The sequence below is a fragment of the Klebsiella sp. 141153 genome (genome assembly GCF_032601995.1).
GTDB classification, from domain to species: Bacteria; Pseudomonadota; Gammaproteobacteria; order Enterobacterales; family Enterobacteriaceae; genus Klebsiella; species Klebsiella aerogenes.
The window spans coordinates 387,736-407,673 of the sequence record NZ_JAQIRJ010000004.1 but is presented as its reverse complement, the minus strand read 5'-3'; the positions used below and the strand labels follow the sequence as shown (position 1 = coordinate 407,673).

At 57.1% G+C, this 19,938-nt stretch carries 14 protein-coding genes; 2 read left to right on the top strand and 12 right to left on the bottom strand.

The genetic code is table 11. The features are described from left to right. Positions 1-29: 29 nt before the first annotated feature. The 11 genes from glgP to PGS10_RS10395 form a co-directional block, all read right to left on the bottom strand. Positions 30-2,477, bottom strand: coding sequence for a glycogen phosphorylase (gene glgP / locus PGS10_RS10445; RefSeq protein WP_047047942.1), 2,448 nt, complete (start codon positions 2,475-2,477; stop codon positions 30-32). A gap of 17 nt (positions 2,478-2,494) precedes the next feature. Continuing rightward, positions 2,495-3,928, bottom strand: a complete 1,434-nt coding sequence (gene glgA / locus PGS10_RS10440) for a glycogen synthase GlgA (RefSeq protein ID WP_063415103.1) — start codon at positions 3,926-3,928, stop codon at positions 2,495-2,497. Continuing rightward, positions 3,928-5,223 carry a glucose-1-phosphate adenylyltransferase gene (glgC, locus tag PGS10_RS10435; RefSeq protein WP_015703688.1) on the bottom strand — a complete coding sequence of 432 codons (1,296 nt, stop codon included), beginning with the start codon at positions 5,221-5,223 and terminating at the stop codon, positions 3,928-3,930. Before glgC ends, glgA begins: the two co-directional genes overlap by 1 nt. Before the next feature lie 68 nt (positions 5,224-5,291). Next, positions 5,292-7,268: a glycogen debranching protein GlgX gene (gene glgX, locus PGS10_RS10430; protein ID WP_316422842.1), complete on the bottom strand. Its 1,977-nt coding sequence runs from the start codon at positions 7,266-7,268 to the stop codon at positions 5,292-5,294. After that, the gene (gene glgB / locus PGS10_RS10425) at positions 7,268-9,451 is read right to left on the bottom strand and encodes a 1,4-alpha-glucan branching enzyme (RefSeq protein WP_032706494.1); all 2,184 of its coding nucleotides are present in this window, start codon (positions 9,449-9,451) and stop codon (positions 7,268-7,270) included. The genes glgX and glgB overlap by 1 nt, the downstream gene beginning before the upstream one ends. Before the next feature lie 238 nt (positions 9,452-9,689). Further along, positions 9,690-10,796, bottom strand: coding sequence for an aspartate-semialdehyde dehydrogenase (gene asd, locus PGS10_RS10420; protein WP_316422841.1), 1,107 nt, complete (start codon positions 10,794-10,796; stop codon positions 9,690-9,692). A gap of 474 nt (positions 10,797-11,270) precedes the next feature. Then, positions 11,271-12,611, bottom strand: a complete 1,341-nt coding sequence (gene gntU, locus PGS10_RS10415; protein WP_015369340.1) for a gluconate transporter — start codon at positions 12,609-12,611, stop codon at positions 11,271-11,273. Beyond that, on the bottom strand, positions 12,611-13,141 hold the full coding sequence (gene gntK / locus PGS10_RS10410; protein ID WP_015369339.1) for a gluconokinase: 531 nt from the start codon (positions 13,139-13,141) through the stop codon (positions 12,611-12,613). Before gntK ends, gntU begins: the two co-directional genes overlap by 1 nt. 193 nt (positions 13,142-13,334) lie before the next feature. Beyond that, a complete protein-coding gene (gene gntR, locus PGS10_RS10405) occupies positions 13,335-14,330 on the bottom strand; it encodes a gluconate operon transcriptional repressor GntR (protein ID WP_015369338.1) in 996 nt (331 codons plus the stop codon). A 225-nt stretch (positions 14,331-14,555) separates the two neighbouring features. Continuing rightward, positions 14,556-15,251, bottom strand: a complete 696-nt coding sequence (locus PGS10_RS10400; RefSeq protein ID WP_045394827.1) for a pirin family protein — start codon at positions 15,249-15,251, stop codon at positions 14,556-14,558. 121 nt (positions 15,252-15,372) lie between these two features. Continuing rightward, positions 15,373-16,410 carry an oxidoreductase gene (locus PGS10_RS10395; RefSeq protein WP_063415116.1) on the bottom strand — a complete coding sequence of 346 codons (1,038 nt, stop codon included), beginning with the start codon at positions 16,408-16,410 and terminating at the stop codon, positions 15,373-15,375. A gap of 265 nt (positions 16,411-16,675) precedes the next feature. Here PGS10_RS10395 and PGS10_RS10390 point away from each other — a divergent pair, with 265 nt between their 5' ends. Together PGS10_RS10390 and yhhY are read left to right on the top strand one after the other, a co-directional pair. Further along, on the top strand, positions 16,676-17,323 hold the full coding sequence (locus PGS10_RS10390) for a bactofilin family protein (RefSeq protein WP_063415107.1): 648 nt from the start codon (positions 16,676-16,678) through the stop codon (positions 17,321-17,323). Between the two features lie 227 nt (positions 17,324-17,550). After that, entirely contained in the window at positions 17,551-18,039 is a 489-nt protein-coding gene (gene yhhY, locus PGS10_RS10385; RefSeq protein WP_063415109.1) for an N-acetyltransferase, read from the top strand. A gap of 86 nt (positions 18,040-18,125) precedes the next feature. Here yhhY and ggt read toward each other — a convergent pair whose 3' ends face one another. Then, a complete protein-coding gene (gene ggt, locus PGS10_RS10380) occupies positions 18,126-19,871 on the bottom strand; it encodes a gamma-glutamyltransferase (RefSeq protein WP_032713162.1) in 1,746 nt (581 codons plus the stop codon). Positions 19,872-19,938: the final 67 nt, after the last annotated feature.

Below are 19,938 nucleotides of genomic sequence, written 5' to 3'. Positions count from 1 at the left end.
CTGGCCCCGTTTTGCTGATGCTTAACCGATTACAAACGAACCGGGTCGATATGCCAGATATGTTTGGCGTACTCCTGGATCGTGCGGTCGGATGAGAAATAGCCCATGTTGGCGATGTTCATCATCGCTTTATTGGCCCACTCCTCCGGATGGCGGTACAGCTCGTCCACCTTATCCTGACAATCAACGTAGCTGCGGTAGTCCGCCAGTACCTGATAGTGGTCGCCAAAGTTGATCAGCGAATCCAGCAGGTCGCGATAGCGGCCAGGCTCCGAAGGGCTGAACAGGCCGGTGCCAATCTGCGTCAACGCCTGATGCAGTTCTTCATCCTGCTCATAGTAATCGCGAGGTTTATAGCCGTTACTGCGCAGGGCTTCTACCTGTTCCGCGGTATTACCGAAGATAAAGATATTGTCCTCGCCAACGTGCTCCAGCATCTCGACGTTAGCGCCATCCAGCGTACCAATGGTCAATGCGCCGTTGAGCGCAAACTTCATATTACTGGTACCGGAGGCTTCCGTTCCCGCCAGCGAGATCTGCTCGGAGAGATCCGCCGCCGGGATAATCAGCTGCGCCAGGCTCACGCTGTAGTTGGGGATAAACACCACTTTTAGCTTATCGCCAATCTGCGGATCGTTGTTCACCACCGCCGCCACATCGTTGATCAGATGAATAATATGCTTCGCCATATAGTAGGCCGACGCGGCCTTACCGGCGAAGATATTCACTCGCGGCACCCACTCCGCCTGCGGATCGGCTTTGATCCGGTTGTAGCGGGTGATGACGTGCAGGATATTCATCAGCTGGCGTTTATATTCGTGGATGCGTTTGATCTGCACATCAAACAGCGCCTTAGGATTGACCACTACGTTCAACTGCTGGGCGATATAGTTCGCCAGCCGCTGCTTATTCTCAAGCTTGGCGCGGCGCACCGCCTGGTTCACCGTCGGATAATCAATATGCTGTAGCAGATCGCTCAACTGGCTTAAGTCGGTGCGCCAGGTGTGGCCGATATTCTCATCCAGCACCTGTGACAGCGGCGGGTTCGCCAACGCCAGCCAGCGCCGCGGCGTGACGCCGTTGGTGACGTTGGTAAAGCGCATCGGGAAAATCTTCGCAAACTCGGCAAACAGCGACTCGACCATTAAGCGCGAATGCAGCTCGGATACGCCGTTGACTTTATGGCTGACGACAACCGCCAGCCACGCCATGCGCACCCGGCGCCCATTCGATTCATCAATGATGGAGGTACGGCTGAGCAGCGCGGTATCGTTGGGATACTGCTCCTGCAGCGTCTTGAGGAAGTAATCGTTAATCTCGAAGATAATCTGCAGATGGCGCGGCAGGATTTTCCCCAGCATATCGACCGGCCAGGTCTCCAGCGCTTCGCTCATCAACGTATGGTTGGTATAGGAGAAAACCTGACAGGTCACCTCAAAAGCTTCATCCCAGCTAAATTTGTGCTCATCGATCAGCAGACGCATCAGCTCAGGGATCGACAGCACCGGGTGGGTGTCATTGAGGTGAATGGCGATTTTTGCCGCCAGATTGTCGTAGGTGCGGTGCAGCTGGTAGTGGCGGCTGAGGATATCCTGTACCGTCGCCGAGACCAGGAAATACTCCTGACGCAGGCGCAGCTCGCGCCCGGAATAGGTGGAGTCGTCCGGGTACAGTACCCGTGAAACGTTCTCGGAGTGGTTCTTATCTTCCACCGCCGCGAAGTAGTCGCCCTGGTTGAATTTACCGAGGTTGATTTCGCTACTGGCCTGCGCGCTCCACAATCGCAGGGTGTTGGTGGCATCGGTATCGAAACCGGGGATAATCTGATCGTAGGCTTCGGCGATAATCTCTTCGGTCTCTATCCAGCGGGTATTTTTTCCTTCCTGCTGCACGCGGCCGCCGAAACGCACTTTATAGCGTGTATTGTGCCGTTCGAACTCCCACGGGTTGCCGTACTCCAGCCAGTAATCCGGCGACTCTTTCTGTCGCCCGTCGACGATGTTCTGCTTGAACATCCCATAATCGTAGCGGATACCGTAGCCGCGGCCCGGCAGACCCAGCGTCGCCAGCGAATCGAGGAAGCAGGCGGCCAGGCGCCCTAAACCGCCGTTGCCTAAGCCGGGGTCGTTTTCTTCATCAATAAGCTCTTCCAGATCGAGCCCCATATCGGCCAGCGCATTATTCACATCTTCATAAATCCCTAACGACAACAGCGCGTTAGAGAGGGTGCGGCCAATCAAAAACTCCATCGACAGATAGTAAACCTGCCGCACTTCCTGCGACAGCTGGGCGCGGTTTGAACGCAGCCAGCGCTCGACCATGCGGTCGCGAACGGCGAACAGGGTGGCGTTCAGCCATTCGTGTTTGTTGGCGATCGCCGGATCTTTGCCGATGATAAACATCAGCTTATACGCGATAGAATGCTTTAACGCCTCAACGCTCAGCGTGGGTGATGCATAACTAAAGGGTGCATTCATAGCCATAGCTCCTGTGGTTACATCAAGCGTTGATAGAGTTCACGATAGGATTTCGCCGCCACCTGCCAGCTAAAGTCCATATTCATCGCCTGACGCTGAACGTAGCGCCACAGCGACGGCCGCGACCACAACACAAAGGTGCGCCGGATGGCCCGCAGCAACGACACCGCGTTACTGTCCTCAAAGACAAAGCCGCTGGCGACGCCGTCGGCGAGGTTTTCCAGCGAACAGTCGGCCACGGTATCGGCGAGACCGCCGGTGCGGCGCACCAGCGGCAGAGTGCCGTATTTCAGGCCATACAGCTGAGTCAGACCGCACGGTTCAAAGCGGCTGGGAACCAGAATCACATCGGCGCCGCCCATGATGCGGTGCGAAAACGCCTCGTGATAGCCAATCTGCACGCCGACCTGGCCCGGATGTTCGGCGGCGGCGGCGAGGAAGCCCTCCTGCAGTACCGGATCGCCGGCGCCCAACAGCGCCAGTTGCCCGCCCTGCTCCAGCAGGCCCGGCAGCGCCTCCAGCACCAGATCCAGCCCTTTTTGGCTGGTCAGGCGGCTCACCACGGCGAACAGCGGCGCTTTGTCATCCACCTTCAGCCCCATGGCGATTTGCAGCTGCCGTTTATTCTCGGCTTTCTCCTCCAGGCAATCGCGGTCATAGCGCGCCGCCAGTAGCAGATCGCTTTGCGGATTCCAGATACCATCATCGACGCCGTTAAGGATGCCGGACAATCGGCCCTCGTGTTGGCGCTGACGTAGCAGCCCTTCCATGCCGTAGGCATATTGCGGTTCGGTGATTTCCCGCGCGTAGGTTGGGCTCACCGCCGTGATATGGTCGGCATAATACAGCCCGGCTTTGAGGAACGAGATCTGACCGTTAAATTCGAGGCCGTGCATGTTATAGAACGACCACGGCAGCTCTATCTCATTCATATGCCAGGAGTAAAACATCCCCTGGTAGGCGAGATTGTGCACCGTAAACACCGATTTCGCCGGACGCCCACGCGCCGCCAGGTAGGCCGGCGTCAGGCCCGCATGCCAGTCATGGGCGTGCACCACCTCCGGGCGCCAGAATGGATCCAGCCCGCAGGCCATTTCGCTACCTACCCAGCCGAGCAGCGCAAAGCGCAGCACGTTGTCGGTATAGGCGTTCATGTTGGAGTCGTGATACGGGCTCCCTGGGCGATCGTAGAGATGCGGCGCGTCGATCAGATAGATACCGACGCCGTTAAAATGGCCGAACAGCAGGGTGATGCGCCCGGCAAAGGTATCCCGACGGGTGACGACCTGCGCGTCGGTAATTCCGCGGCGGATATCCGGATACCCCGGCAGCAGCACGCGGGTATCCACGCCGTCTGCGATCTGCGCCGCCGGCAGCGCGCCAATAACGTCAGCCAGACCGCCGGTTTTTAACAACGGGAACATCTCTGAACATACGTGTAAAACCTGCATTATCGCTCCTGTTTGTGCCCCAGTTTCCGCAGCATGTCGCGCGTAACCAGCACGATCCCTTCTTCTGAACGATAGAAGCGGCTGGCATCTTCTTCCGCATTCTCCCCAATCACCATCCCTTCCGGGATGACGCAGGCGCGATCTATCACGCAGCGGCGCAGGCGGCACGAGCGCCCGACCCAGACATCCGGCAATAAGACTGCCGAATCAATGTTACAAAACGAATTCACCCGCACCCGCGGGAACAGTACCGACTGCACCACTACTGACCCGGAGATAATGCAGCCGCCGGAAACCAGCGAGTTCAACGTCATACCGTGGCTGCCGGAGCGGTCCTGGACGAACTTCGCCGGCGGCAGCGATTCCATATGGGTACGGATAGGCCAATGCTGGTCGTACATATCGAGCTCCGGCGTCACCGAGGCCAGATCGAGGTTGGCCTTCCAGTAGGCTTCCAGCGTCCCGACATCGCGCCAGTATGGCTCGGCTTGCGGGTCGGACTGCACGCAGGAGAGCGGGAAAGGATGTGCATAAGCCATGCCAGCTTCGGTAATTTTCGGGATGATATCTTTGCCGAAGTCGTGGCTGGAGTTTTCGTCGAGATCGTCGGCGGCCAGCAGTTCATAAAGGTAATCCGCATCAAAGACATAGATGCCCATACTGGCAAGCGAGCGGGTAGCGTCGTTCGGCATCGCCGGCGGGTTGGCCGGTTTCTCGACGAACTCGATGATCTTCTCGCTTTCGTCGACCGCCATCACGCCAAAGGCGGATGCTTCTTCGATGGGCACCGGCATACAGGCGACGGTGCAGCGCGCGCCTTTTTCGACATGGTCGATCAGCATGCGCGAGTAGTCTTGTTTGTAGATGTGGTCGCCGGCGAGGATCACCACATATTCGGCTTTATAGCGACGAATAATGTCGAGGTTCTGCGTCACCGCATCGGCCGTACCGCGATACCAGTTTTCACCGTGTACCCGCTGCTGCGCCGGCAGCAGATCGACAAACTCATTCATCTCTTCGCTGAAGAAAGACCAGCCGCGCTGGATATGCTGCACCAGGGTGTGCGACTGATACTGGGTAATCACGCCGATGCGGCGAATACCTGAGTTAAGACAGTTAGATAACGCGAAGTCGATAATACGGAACTTACCGCCAAAGTGGACGGCAGGCTTCGCGCGCTTAATGGTTAAATCCTTAAGCCGGGTACCACGCCCGCCAGCAAGGATCAGCGCCACCGATTTGAGAGGAAGTTGACGCGCCAGCATCAACGGATCGTTCTTTTCAAGCCCAACCATGATTAACTCCTTTTGATTCCCCTGCTTCACGGCCCATTCATCATGAACGCGCCGAAAACCCCCAGGGACTATGACCTTTGAAATACGCAAACTCCGTGCGCGGGCCCATGCCAGACAGCCATGATGACCGGATTATCCTCTCCGGCGAATGGAGGAACGGCGCGCCACTCCCCCGCGGGTAAAACCATATCCGCCACCTCAGCGGTGGCATTCAGCGCGATCAGCCAGCGATCGGATAACAGGATTTGCAGCCGCGCGGCGCCATGCTGCCACTCGTCGGCGTTTAACGGTTCTCCGCGCTGATTGAGCCAGCTCACATTGCCGTCATGCTCCTGCCACCACTGATTACGGGTTAACGCCGGAATGCGCCGACGCAGGTGGATAAGCGCGGCGACAAACGCGGTTAATCCGTGATTTGCCCGCCGCCAGTCCAGCCAGGTCAAAGCATTGTCCTGACAGTACGCATTATTGTTGCCGTGCTGGCTATGGCCATGCTCATCACCCGCTAGCAGCATCGGCGTGCCTTGCGACAGCAGCAGCGTGGTCAAAAGCGCATGTACGCTATCGCGCCGCCGCTCAATCACGGCAAGATTGGCTTCTAATCCCTCTATACCATGATTGTTGCTGTAGTTATTGTTAGTCCCATCGCGATTCTCTTCGCCGTTCGCCTGATTGTGTTTCTGATTGAAACAAACACAATCACGTAGGGTGAATCCATCATGCGCCGTGATCAGATTGATCGTCGCCGCAGGCCGTTTGCCATCGCGGGCAAAGAGATCGCTGGAGGCGGCGAAGCGCTGGGCAAAGTCACCCAACGACACGTTTTGTTGCAGCCAGAAACGGCGCGCGGTATCGCGAAAATGGTCGTTCCATTCGGCAAACAGCGGCGGGAAGTTCCCCACCTGATAACCGCCCTGGCCAATATCCCAGGGTTCGGCAATCAGCTTGATCGCCGACAATACCGGGTCGCGGCGAATGGCCTCAAACAGCGGCGCGCCCTGACGAAATTCCGGCGTGCGCCCCATCACCGACGCCAGATCGAAGCGAAAGCCGTCAACGTGGCACTCATCAACCCAAAAGCGCAGGCACTGCAGGGCATACTCCACCACGCCGGGATGACTGAGGTTGAGCGTGTTACCGCAGCCGGTCCAGTTGTGATAATCGCCATCGTCCCTGATCCAATAATAGCTGCGGTTATCGATACCGCGCAGGGAGATGGTCGGCCCTTCAAGATCGATTTCCGCGCTATGGTTCAGCACGATATCGAGGATCACCTCGATGCCCGCCGCGTGCAGCGCTTTCACCGCATCGCGGAACTCATCGAGCGCCCGCTGCGGCTGACTGGCGTAGCACGGCTCCAGCGCAAACAGCGCCAGCGGGTTATAGCCCCAGTAGTTGCTCAGCCCCATCCGCTGCAGGCGGGGTTCGCTGGCGAACTGCGCCACCGGCATTAGCTCCAGCGCGGTAATACCCAGGCGGCGGAAATAGTCGATCATCAGCGGGTGGCCCAGCGCCTGATAGGTGCCGCGGATGGCCTCCGGCAGCTCCGGATGCAGCCAGGTCAACCCTTTGACGTGGGCTTCATAAATAACCGTTTCGCCCCACGGCGTGCGCGGCGGTTTATCGCCGAGCCAGTCGTAATGCAGATCGACCACCTGCGACTTTGGCGCAATGGCTGCGCTATCGCGGGCATCCGGTTCATGCATACCGCCATGCAGACGCTCGTCGTCCAGCAGTTCGCCCGCCACCTGATGCGCGCAGGGGTCGAGCAGCAGCTTGGCCGGATTGAAGCGATGCCCCTGCGCCGGATCCCACGGCCCGTGCACCCGATAACCGTAGCGTAGCCCCGGACGCGCATCGGCCAGCCAGCCGTGCCAGATGTCGCCGCTGCGCGCCGGTAGGTCGTAGCGCCGCTCGTTACCCTGCTGGTCGAACACGCAGAGCTCCACCCGCTCGGCGTGGGCGGAAAACAGGGTGAAGTTCACCCCTTTGCCGTCATAGCTGGCGCCCAAAGGCGTCGGTTTTCCCGCGGCAAGCGTCGTCATCAGGCCTCCCGTACCAGCCAGATGGTCGCCAGCGGCGGCAGGGTAATCGACAACGAATGCTGACGACCGTGACTGGCGACAGACTCGCTCTCAACCACTCCGCCATTTCCGGCGTTACTACCGTGGTAATGCATCGAGTCGGTATTCAGCTCCTCGCGCCAGCGTCCCGGCTGGTTGATGCCGAAACGGTAGTTGTGCCGCGGCACCGGCGTGAAGTTGCTGGCGACGATAATCTCATTGCCGGCTTTATCGCGGCGCACAAAGATAAATACCGAACGCTCATGATCGTCGACCACCAGCCACTCGAAGCCGTAGGGATCGAAATCGAGCTCGTGCAGCGCTTTATGGTGGCGGTAGGTATGGTTCAGGTCGCGCACCAGCCGCTGGACGCCGTGGTGCCAGTTGTCGCCGCCCTCCAGCAGATGCCAGTCGAGACTGGCGTCGTGGTTCCACTCGCGGCCCTGGGCGAATTCATTGCCCATAAACAGCAGCTTTTTGCCCGGGAAGGCGAACAGCCAGCCGTAATAGGCGCGCAGGTTGGCAAAGCGCTGCCATGCGTCGCCCGGCATGCGGTCGAGAATCGATTTTTTGCCGTGCACCACTTCATCGTGGGAGAGCGGCAGCACGAAGTTCTCGGTGTAGTTGTAGAGCATGCCGAAGGTCATTTTGTCGTGATGGTAGCGACGATGGACTGGATCGAGCTTCATATAATCCAGCGTGTCGTGCATCCAGCCGAGATTCCATTTGAACCAGAAGCCGAGGCCGCCGTCGGCGGGCGGACGCGTCACGCCGGCAAAATCGGTGGACTCTTCCGCCATGGTGACCGCGCCTGGCGTCTGCTCGCCGAGAATACGGTTGGTGTTACGCAGAAACTCGATCGCTTCGAGATTTTCCCGCCCGCCGTATTCGTTGGGGATCCACTCGCCCGCTTTACGGCTATAGTCGCGGTAGATCATCGACGCCACCGCGTCGACGCGCAGCGCGTCAATGCCGAAGCGCTCGATCCAGTACAGCGCGTTACCTACCAGGTAATTGCTGACTTCGCGGCGGCCGTAGTTATAGATAAGCGTATTCCAGTCCTGGTGGTAACCTTCGCGCGGATCGCTGTGTTCATACAGCGAGGTGCCGTCAAATGAGGCCAGCGCAAAGTCATCCGCCGGGAAATGACCCGGAACCCAATCGAGGATCACGTTAAGGCCCGCGGCGTGGGCGGCATCGATGAAATAGCGGAAATCTTCACGGGTACCGAAGCGGCGTGTCGGCGCATAGAGGCCGGTCGGCTGGTAGCCCCAGCTGCCGTCGAACGGGTGTTCGTTTACCGGGAGCAGTTCAAGATGGGTGAAGCCCATCCATTTTGCGTAAGGCACCAGTTGGTCCGCCAGTTCGCGGTAGCTTAGCCAGAAGTTATTGTCGGTATGGCGGCGCCAGGACCCGAGGTGCACTTCATAGATAGAGATCGGCGCATCAAACTGGTTCGCGGCTTTGCGCGCCGCCGGCTGCTCGACTTTGGGCGGCAAATCGCAGATAAGCGACGCGCTTTCCGGGCGCATCTGCGACTCGAAGGCGTAAGGATCGGCTTTGACCCGTAGATTGCCATGAGCGTCGATCAGCTCGAATTTATACAGCTGGCCATTAAGCGCGCCGGGGATGAAAAGTTCCCAGATTCCGGACTCTTTACGCAGGCGCATCGGATGTCGTCGGCCATCCCAGTAGTTAAATTGCCCCACCACCGAGACCCGGCGGGCGTTTGGCGCCCAGACCGAAAAGCGCGTACCGGTGACGCCATCCATGGTGTCGGCGTGCGCGCCCAGAGTTTCGTAAGGGCGCAGGTGCGTCCCCTCGGACAACAGCCAGGCGTCAACATCCTGCAGCAGCGGGCCGAAACGGTAAGGGTCGTCAATCAGGTTTTGCTGTCCGTGCCAGGTGACGGCTAGCTGGTAGCGAAAAGCGTTTTTACGCCGCGGCAGGAGGCCGCTAAAGAATCCGCGCGAGTCGAGGCATTCGAGTTTGCCGACTTTACGCCCGGTTTTCGGTTCAATAACCCACACTTCGGTGGCATCTGGTAATAATGCGCGAACTTCCAGCCCCGCCTCGGTGCGGTGCATGCCAAGCACGGAAAAGGGATCCGCGAAATGACCTGCAATAAGCGCATTAATCACGTCTCTATCGATTCGATTCGACATGCTTTCATCCTGTTGTAAGTGTCGCCCTTTCCTGTACCCGGCGACTTTTTTTGACCTGAACGGCGCAGCACCAACGTGCATCCTCCTGCTCCGTCCCACCTTCAGGTAAGGAACTCCTTACTTAAAGCATAGCCAAGGCTGCGTTACCTCCGTGGGGAAAAATCCAACATCCGCGTTTACTCCTTGTATTACGCAAAAAAAAGGGGTGTATCCACACCCCTTATCGTTTGTCCTGCGTTTACGCCAGCTGTCGTAGCATGCGGCGCAACGGTTCGGCGGCGCCCCACAGCAGCTGGTCGCCGACGGTAAAGGCCGACAGGTACTCAGGACCCATGTTCAGTTTACGCAGGCGCCCTACCGGGGTGGTCAGGGTGCCGGTCACCGCGGCTGGGGTCAGCTCGCGCATGGTGATGTCGCGATCGTTTGGCACCACTTTGGCCCACGGGTTATGCGCGGCCAGCAGTTCCTCAACGGTCGGGATAGAAACATCTTTCTTCAGCTTGATGGTAAACGCCTGGCTGTGGCAGCGCAGCGCGCCGACGCGCACGCACAGACCATCGACCGGGATCGGCGACGCGGTGGCGAGAATTTTGTTCGTCTCCGCCTGGCCTTTCCACTCTTCGCGGCTCTGGCCGTTATCAAGCTGTTTGTCGATCCATGGGATCAGGCTGCCCGCCAGCGGCACGCCAAAGTTATCGACCGGCAGATCGCCGCTGCGGGTCAGCGACGTCACTTTGCGCTCGATATCGAGAATCGCGGACGCCGGGTTCGCCAGCTCGCTCGCCACGTGGCCATGCAGCTGGCCCATCTGGCTCAGCAGTTCGCGCATATGGCGCGCGCCGCCGCCGGAAGCCGCCTGGTAGGTCGCCACGCTGACCCACTCCACCAGGTCATGGGCAAACAGGCCGCCGAGGGACATCAGCATCAGGCTCACCGTACAGTTGCCGCCGACGAAGGTTTTAATGCCGTTATTCAGGCCAGCGGTAATCACATCCTGGTTAACCGGGTCGAGAATAATGATCGCATCGTCTTTCATGCGCAGCGAAGACGCCGCGTCAATCCAGTACCCCTGCCAGCCGCTTTCGCGCAGCTTCGGGTAAATCTCGTTGGTGTAATCGCCGCCCTGGCAGGTAACAATAATGTCCAGCGCCTTCAGCGCTTCCAGATCGAATGCATCCTGAAGCGTTTCCCCGGTACTGCCGCCGAATGACGGCGCGGGCTGACCCAGCTGAGAGGTGGAGAAGAAAACAGGGCGAATGGCGTCGAAATCACGCTCTTCCACCATGCGTTGCATGAGAACAGAGCCGACCATTCCACGCCAACCGATAAAACCAACATTTTTCATAACGTATTCCTGCGAGGTGTGTGCTGTTAGTGCCAGGCCAGTTTCCAACTGGGATGTCCTTCACATTACAAAATGCAGCTAAAGTCGCAAGTGAAATTAATCAATGATTGCGCGCCAATCAGAAAAGCAACTTATCCCGCACTCCGCCTACCGTCGCTGGTAGTCATAAAAAGCGTAAAGATTATCGGGCAAATAACCCGCGTAATGGAATATTTTCCGTCGCTATTTTATTGATCCTGATTATGGATTCAGCGCGAAAAATATCGCTTTCACGCTTGCGAAAAAAAACGGACAAAGCCTTGCGCCGCAAGGCCTGACGAGCAATACGATCATTGTCGTAGAGCTGATATTTACGGCAAAAGGAAGTGGAAAAGAGGGGAAAAAAGCGTGTTACCGAAGAGAATCCAGGGTAAGCGGTATTACCCTGGTTTTTCCCCCGGATACCGTGGTGGTGTCCGGGGAAATTATTTTTACTTAGCTCAGCAGCTGGAAAGCAATCATCCCGACAATGGCGCCGGTGGTGCCAAGGATGGTTTCCATCATCGTCCAGGTTTTCAGCGTCTGCGCTTCGCTGGCGCCGGTGAACTTACCGAACAGCCAGAAGCCGGCATCGTTGACGTGACTTACCACAATCGAACCACCCGCGATACAGATGGAGAGAGCCGCCATTTGCGCGCCGCTGTAGTTCAGTTGCTCAATGACCGGCATCACCAGGCCGACCGCCGTCAGGCACGCCACGGTCGCGGAGCCCTGAATAATACGCACGGCAGCCGCCAGCACGAAGCAGGTAATCGCAATCGGCAGACCCAGGCCAGTCAGCGCTTCGCCGAGCGCCGGGCCGACGCCGGAGTCCACCAGCACCTGCTTGAAGACGCCGCCTGCGCCAATCACCAGCAGAATAATCCCCGCCGGCTGCAGCGCCGCGCCGCAGATCTCCATCACGCGATCTTTCGCCATCCCCTGACGTACCGCCAGGCCGTAAATCGCTACCAGGCAGGCAACCAGAATCGCGGTGAATGGGTGGCCGATAAACTCGAACCATTCATAGGCGGTGGATCCCACCGGCACAAAGCGCGCGGCGATGGTTTTCAGGCCGACCAGCACCAGCGGCAGCAGGATCAGCGAGAGGCTAAAGCCGAAGGACGGCATTTTACCTTCGCCGAGATGCGGTTCGCTGATATCGTCAGGAATATGCAGCTCAACGTAGCGGCTGATGAAGTTGCCCCATAGCGGACCGGCGATAATCATCCCCGGAATAGCGGCGCAGAGGCCAATCAGAATCATCCAGCCGAAATCGGCGTGCATCTGCGAAGCCAGCAGCATCGGCGCAGGCCCCGGCAGCAGGAATGCCGCGGCGGCGGCTACGCCGGCGAACAGCGGGATCACCAGCTTCACAAGGTTAGTGCCGGTATGGCGCGCCATGGAAAACGCGACGCTAATCAGCAGCACGATCGCCACTTCGAAGAACAACGGCAGCGCGCAGATAAGGCCGGCCAGGCCAATCGCATAGTGCGCGCGGTTGTGGCCGAAGGACTTCAGCATTTTCACCGCAATCTGGTCGACCGCGCCGGTTTCATGCAAAATTTTACCGAACATCGCGCCCAGCGCGACGACTATCGCCAGGAAGCCCAGCGTGCCGCCCATCCCTTTTTCCATCGTCGCCGCGATTTTATCCAGCGGCATACCGGAAAAGAGACCTGCGCCAATAGAAACCACCATCAAAGCCACGAAGGCGTGCATACGCGCCTTCATGACTAAAAACAGCAGCAGCAATACCGAGCCGACTGCTGTCAAAACAAGCGTTAAAGTACTCACTAGTTACTGCCTTTGTTAATCACCTCAATGGTGCTGGCGACCACGCCTTCCAGTGACTGGTCGATATCGACGATAAGCACATCGCTTTCGTCGGCGCCTGGTTCCTGCAGTGTTTCAAACTGCGTCACCAACATTTGGGTTTTGAAGAAGTGCCCTTTACGCGCCTTCAGACGGCTTTCAATCACGTCGAAGTCGCCTTTCAGGTAGATAAAGGAGAGGTTCGGGTTGCCTTTGCGCAGAATGTCGCGGTAGCTTTTTTTCAGCGCCGAGCAGACGATCAGCGAAACTTTGTTGGTACGCTGCATGGCAAATGCCGCGTCATTCAACGCCTGCAGCCACGGGGTACGGTCATCGTCGTTCAGCGGCTCGCCGGAAGCCATCTTGGTGATGTTGCTGCGCGGATGCAGAAAATCGCCATCGAGAAACGCGGCTTTCAGTTGATGCGCCACTTCGCTGGCGACGGCGGATTTACCACTGCCGGAAACGCCCATCAGGACATAGACGTGGTGATCATGGTTAGTCGTGCTCAAAGCGTCCTCCCACTGGACTGGTACGCCGCGCCGGGGCTGACTGATACAGCGCGAAAGCGGCGTACTGGTTAATGATTACGGGCGAGTGTTACGGGTAACTGTTATCGGTAACATTGTCATGCCGGACCCAGGGAGAAGCAATAACCATTCGTGCCAGATGTGAATATGTGTGATCTACTTCAAACTTGTCGGTTTAAATAGATCCACCCGGTGACAATGTGAAACCTAAATCTAACATCTTAGGGGTAATCGTCTCACCGCGGATGCGCGCCAGCAGACGCTCGGCGCCGATGCGCCCCATGCGCTCACGTGGGGTCAGTACGCTGGCAAGACGCGGCTCCATCACCTGACCGATATCGTGACCGTGGAAACCGGCTATCGCCATGTCGTCCGGAATTTTCAGGCCCAGACGCTGACACTCGAACGCCGCGCCGACCGCGAGGTCATCGTTGGTACAGAAGATGCCGTCGAGCTGCGGATATTCGCGACGCGCCTGACGCATCAGCTCAATCCCCGACGAGTAGGAAGAAGATTGCTCCACCATCACGCTATAGGGCGTCATGCCGGCATCAAGCATCGCCTGCTCGTACCCCTTCTGTTTGATGATAGTACGTTCATCCAGACGCGCGCCGAGATAAGCAACGTGGCGGTGGCCGCGGGCGATAATCGCCGCCGTCATCTGCCGCGCCGCTTCGAAGTTATCGAAACCGACGGCAATGTCGAGGCACGGCGACTGGCTGTCCATCAGTTCAACCACCGGGATCCCGGCCACTTCAATCATTTTCAACGTGCGCGGCGTGTGGGTACGTTCGGTGAGGATCAGGCCGTCAATGTTCCAGGAGAGCATCGATTCGAGACGCTTCTCTTCCATCTCCGGCTTATAGCCGTAGTGCGCCAGCATGGTTTGATAACCGAAGGCGTCGGTGACGCTTTCGATGCCGCGCAGCACTTCCGAGAAGACCTGGTTGGTTAACGAGGGCAGCAGCACGCCGATGGCGCGGCTGGTGGCGTTGGAGAGAATATCAGGAGCGCGATTGGGAATATAACCCAGCTCATCGAGTGCAACGGCAATCTTGCCACGCAGGGCCTCAGAAACCTGTTCCGGGTTACGTAAATAGCGACTGACCGTCATTTTGGTCACGCCGACAAGATCGGCTACATCCTGAAGTACGGGTCTTTTCTTTTTCATCGTCCTGACTGTGATCGGCTGGGAAACATTTTCTCAGTTTATCACGGACAAAGCGCAACCTTCCCGGAGAAAAAAGGGCCAAAAGATTTATTTAGAGTTAATACGCAAAATCATTCAAGTTGCATTAAGGCGGCAACGCAACGAATCCCCGGAAGCGTACAAAGGGTACGCGACCGGGGTGAGTGAGGAGAGCCAACAAAAATGCGGCTTGAAGGATGACGCGTATCAAACCGGCGGCAGATCGAACAGCAGTATTTCGCTATCGCTGTCGGCGTGAACCGAAATCGCCTGCTCGTCCCAAATCGCCAGACCATCGCTGGTGGTGGCTTTGGTGCCGTTAATCGTCACTTCGCCTTTCACTACCTGGATCCACACGCGACGTTCCGCGGCAATCTGGTGAACCGACTGCTCATCTTTCAGCAGCGCCCAGCGATACAGCTCCATATCCTGGTACACTTTCAGCGAACCCTCGCGCGCATCTGGCGACAGCACCAGCTGTTTGCCCTGCGCGGCATCAAAGCGGCGCTGCTCGTAGCGCGGCGTAATGCCGGTTTCTTCTGGAATAATCCAGATCTGATACAAACGCAGGCGGTCGGTGCTGCTCGGGTTGTACTCAGAGTGACGCACGCCGGTACCCGCGCTCATGATCTGGAACTCGCCGGCCGGAACCTGCTCTTTGTTACCCATGCTGTCCTGGTGCTCAACCGCCCCTTCCAGCACATAAGTCAGGATTTCCATGTCTTTGTGCGGGTGGGTGCCAAACCCCTGGCCGGCGTCGATTACGTCATCGTTAATCACGCGCAGCGCGGAGAAACCCATAAAGTTCGGGTCGTAGTAGTTGGCGAAAGAGAAAGTATGCCAGGAATCCAGCCAGCCATGGTTAGCGTGGCCACGTTCGTTAGCTTTGCGTAAGTAGATCATGTTGCACCCCCGTATGTTTTCGATGGAGTAAGTGTGGACCCATTCCGCCGGCGATCATAGAGGGTGAAAATTGACTCCTCTGTTCAAAAAATATGAACAAGCGTCGAGGAGCCAGAGTTTCTTATTTCGCGAGGGTAATGGTGGCCGGAGAAGGCTGTTCAAAGCCGCGCTGCAGAATCTCCATATTGGTGAGAACTTCAGATTCCTTGACGTAATTCGGCTGGCCGTTAACGAGGGTGTCATACAGCGCGTCATACACTCGTCCGTAGTCGCCGGTTTCCAGCGGCACCTCTTCACGTACCACCACGCCCGCCTCGTTGATGTAGACCAGTTGCCCCACGCTGTCATCGGCGCCGAACCCCGCATCGCCCGGCATAATGTTGGCCTTCAGGCTGGTCTCCTGCTGGTCAATACCGTATTTCACAAACGAGCCTTTATGCCCATGAACGATAAATTTCGGGTAGTCAATCTGCACCAGGTGGCTGGTTTTGACGATCGCTTTCAGGTCGCCATAAAACAGTTGAGCTTCAAACGTGTCATCGGGATTGGCTTTATTACGTAGTGAGCGCAGATCGTAGGCAACATGATCCGGGCGACCAAACAGCGAAATGATCTGATCCATGGTATGTACGCCGAGACCGTAGAAATCGCCACTTTGCGGTCCCCCCTGGATGGTTTCCGCCACCGGTCGGTAGTTATCAAAATGACTTTCAATTTCCACCAGTTCGCCGAGCTTACCGCTTTCAATCACCTTTTTGGTGGTCAGGAAACAGGAATCGAAGCGGCGGTTCTGGTAAGGCGTCACCGTCAACCCTTTGCTTTTCGCCAGCGCGAACAGGGTCTTCGCCTCTGCAAGCGTCGGGGTGAAGGGTTTTTCAACCAGTACGTTTTTCCCGGCTTCCAGCGCCCGCTTCGCGTATTCGAAGTGGCTATCAGCATGGGTGCAGACCACTACCAGCTTGACCTGCGGGTCATTCAGCACTTCATCAAGGTCGCTGGTGAAGTGGATATGGGAATACGCCGGCGCCTGTTCTTCCGGCCTGGCGCTGCGGCGATAAATATGCGCGACGTGCCAGCGGTCTTTGCGATGCAGGACGTAAGGAAGATGGTAGCGGGTCGTGCTTTTACCAAAGCCAATAAATGCGCAGTGCAGAATCATAACGCTGTCCTTAGTTGATGTGCTGCCTTTAACCATAGCGCAAGCAGGCGGCTCACTTCATCCTCCTTTTCCTCTGAGCAGGAAAATTCACCGGCAAAATATTTCGGTTATCACTCATACGTAATTTTTAATAAGAGATTGATTAATAAGTCATTAAAACGCTATTTTTCACCAGAAAGTCTTGATTCCAATGACGAAACTGCGGATAAGTGAAGGGCAAAACCAGGACGTTGCTAAAGACTAACGGAGTAGCCAGCCGCTGCTGATGGAAAAAAAGTATCTCGCCATAAACTGCGCCATTTTTTTCTGGCTTCTCGCCCTGATCGCCTGGTTTAGCGATGAGACCGCGCTGGCGCGCCTGGCGGCCGCCTGTACCCTCTTCGCTTTCCTTACTCATACCCAACGGGAAAAAATTAACGCTATGTTTATGAAGAAAAATAAAACCGAAGCGCAGGCTGCTGAAGTCGCTGCGCCAACCGTGGCGGCAGCAGAACCGGAAACGGCAAGCGTCAAAAAACAGGAAACCACCGTGATCGCCAGCGGGGTGCATTTTGTCGGCAATATCGTCGCCTGCGGTCATGTCTATATCCATGGCCAGGTCACCGGCAACATTGAGGCCAAAGAACATCTGATTAAGGTGATGCGCGAGGGTCACGTGGAGGGCAATATCAGCTGCCGGGAGCTGATCGTCGACGGCAAGGTACACGGCCAGTGCCGTGGCGATAGCATCGCTATTGAGGAACATGGCAACCTCGACGGCACCCTTGCCTATCGCACGCTGGCGATTAAAAAGGGAGGCCTGTTTACCGGCAGCGCGGAGGTATTGGCCACCGCGGAGAGCAAAAATAAAAACAATATCGTCGGCCTGATCGCAGAAGAAGCGGTGAAATCCGCCAAATCGCAACACGCCTGAATTGACGCAAAAAAAAAGCCAGCACCCGGCTGGCTAAAGTAATACTGGAAGCAATGTGAGCAATGTCGTGCTTTCAGGCTTTCCGCACGGGTCCCCCTGAATGCAGGACAATAATAATCATTCTCATTCGCACTTGTCTACATTTTTTTTGCAAATAATGCGTGTTGACTCAAACGCCGTAGTCAGTGATGTTTAATGGGACTTTTCACCTGAATGAGGAACAAGGAATGAGTGACATCGTGATACGCCATGCTGAACCGAAAGATGTTGACGCGATTCGTCAAATTCACGCCCAGCCGGAGGTGTATCACAACACGCTACAGGTTCCTCATCCATCCGAGCATATGTGGCGGGAGCGGCTAACCGATACTCCCGGCGTGAAGCAGCTGGTGGCCTGTATCGATGGGCAAGTCGTCGGCCATTTAAGCATTGCCGTCGTCCAACGCCCCCGCCGTAACCACGTCGCCGATTTTGGTATCAGCGTAGATTCACGTTGGCATAACCGAGGCGTCGCCAGCGCGCTGATGCGCACCATGATTGATATGTGCGACAACTGGCTGCGGGTCGATCGCATCGAACTCACCGTCTTTGCCGATAACGCCCCGGCGGTCGCGGTGTATAAGAAGTACGGCTTTGAGATCGAAGGCACCGCCAAGGGTTACGCATTGCGCAACGGCGAGTATGTGGATGCGTATTATATGGCGAGAATGAAGTAGCGTGTTGCCGGGTGGCTGCTTCGCCTTACCCGGCCTACGTTCGCACAATTGTAGGCCCGGTAAGCGCAGCGCCACCGGGCAACACCTTAATACCCCGCGGTCAAATCACCGGGCGAACGCGGATCGGAAGCGCCATACAGCGTACCATCCGGCCCCACCATAATGCTCTGGGTACTGCCCATCGCCTCTTTCAGCGCGACTTTCTGCCCTTTCGCTTCCAGCAATTTCACGGTATCCGGGCTAAAACCTTTCTCCACCCGCAGCTCGTCCGGCAGCCACTGGTGGTGGAAGCGCGGCGCGTTGGTGGCTTCCGCGACGTTCATCCCGAAATCAATGGTGTTGACCACCATTTGCAGCACGGTGGTAATAATACGGCTACCGCCCGGGCTACCGGTCACCAGCCAGGTTTTCCCGTCTTTCACCACAATCGTCGGCGACATCGACGACAGAGGGCGCTTTTTCGGCCCTACCGCATTGGCGTCGCCGCCAACTAAACCATAAACGTTAGGCACGCCGGGCTTCGCCGAGAAATCATCCATCTGGTTGTTGAGTATAATTCCGGAGTCGCCGGCCACGATGCCGGTGCCAAAGGTGGTATTCAACGTATAGGTGACCGCCACCGCATTGCCGTCTTTATCGACCACCGAGAAGTGGGTGGTCTGGTTGCTTTCATACGGCGCCAGCTTGCCCGGACGGATCTGGCTGGAAGGCTTCGCCTTGTTTACGTCAATCTCGGCGGCTATCGCTTTGGCGTAAGCCTTGCTGGTCAACGCCTGCCACGGCACTTTGACGAAGTCAGGGTCGCCGAGATATTCCGAACGGTCGGCGTAGGCGTGTTTCTCCGCTTCCGCCATTACCTGCATGGCGTCGGCGCTGCCAAAGCCATATTTCTGCATATCGAAGTTTTCGAGGATATTGAGGATCTGCACGATGTGGATCCCGCCGGAGGACGGCGGCGGCATGGAGTAGACCTCATAGCCGCGATATTCACCGCTAATCGGCGTACGCTCCACGGCCTTGTAGTTGGCGAGGTCGGCTTTGGTGATAAGCCCGCCGTGTTTTTTCATCTCGCCGGCAATCTGGTCGGCGATAGCCCCTTTATAGAACGCGTCCGGGCCGTGCTCGGCAATCAGCTCCAGGCTTTTCCCCAGATTCTTTTGCACCAGCCGGTCGCCTTTTTTCAGCGGCTCGCCGTTCTTCCAGAAGATCGCTTTGCTGTTTTCATGCTGCGGGATCACTTCGCTACCATAGGTTTTTAAATCGTCAGCCAGCGCATCATTAACGATAAACCCCTCTTCCGCCAGCTTAATTGCCGGGCGGATCACTTTGTTTAGCGGCATGGTGCCGTATTTTTCCAGCGCGAGTGAGAAACCCGCGACGCTGCCTGGGGTACCGGAAGCGAGATGCGAAGTCAGCGATTTTTTACTGTCAGGATTGCCATGTTCATCGAGGAACATATCGCGGGTGGCCTGTTCCGGGGCCATCTCGCGGAAATCGATCGCCGTGGTTTTACCGTCTTTAGTTCGTAGCATCATAAACCCGCCGCCGCCGATATTACCGGCCTGCGGATGCGTCACCGCCAGCGCATAGCCAACGGCAACCGCTGCATCGACGGCGTTGCCGCCCTGACGCAGAATATCTACGCCGACGCGGGTCGCCAGCGCATCCACCGAGGCCACCATCCCCTGCTGGGCGCGCACCGGGTGAAACACATCTTCCTCAACGCCATACGAGACCGGCGGCGGGGGCGGCGGATTGGCGGCGACGGTAAAGCTGCCCCCCGCCAGTAACGCTGCGATGACCACCTGACGCCATATTGTTGTTTTTATCATTGTCTTACTCCTGAAAGGTAGGTTTTATCTCCCGGCTTAAGCCTGGTTGATAACTCCTAAAAAATCA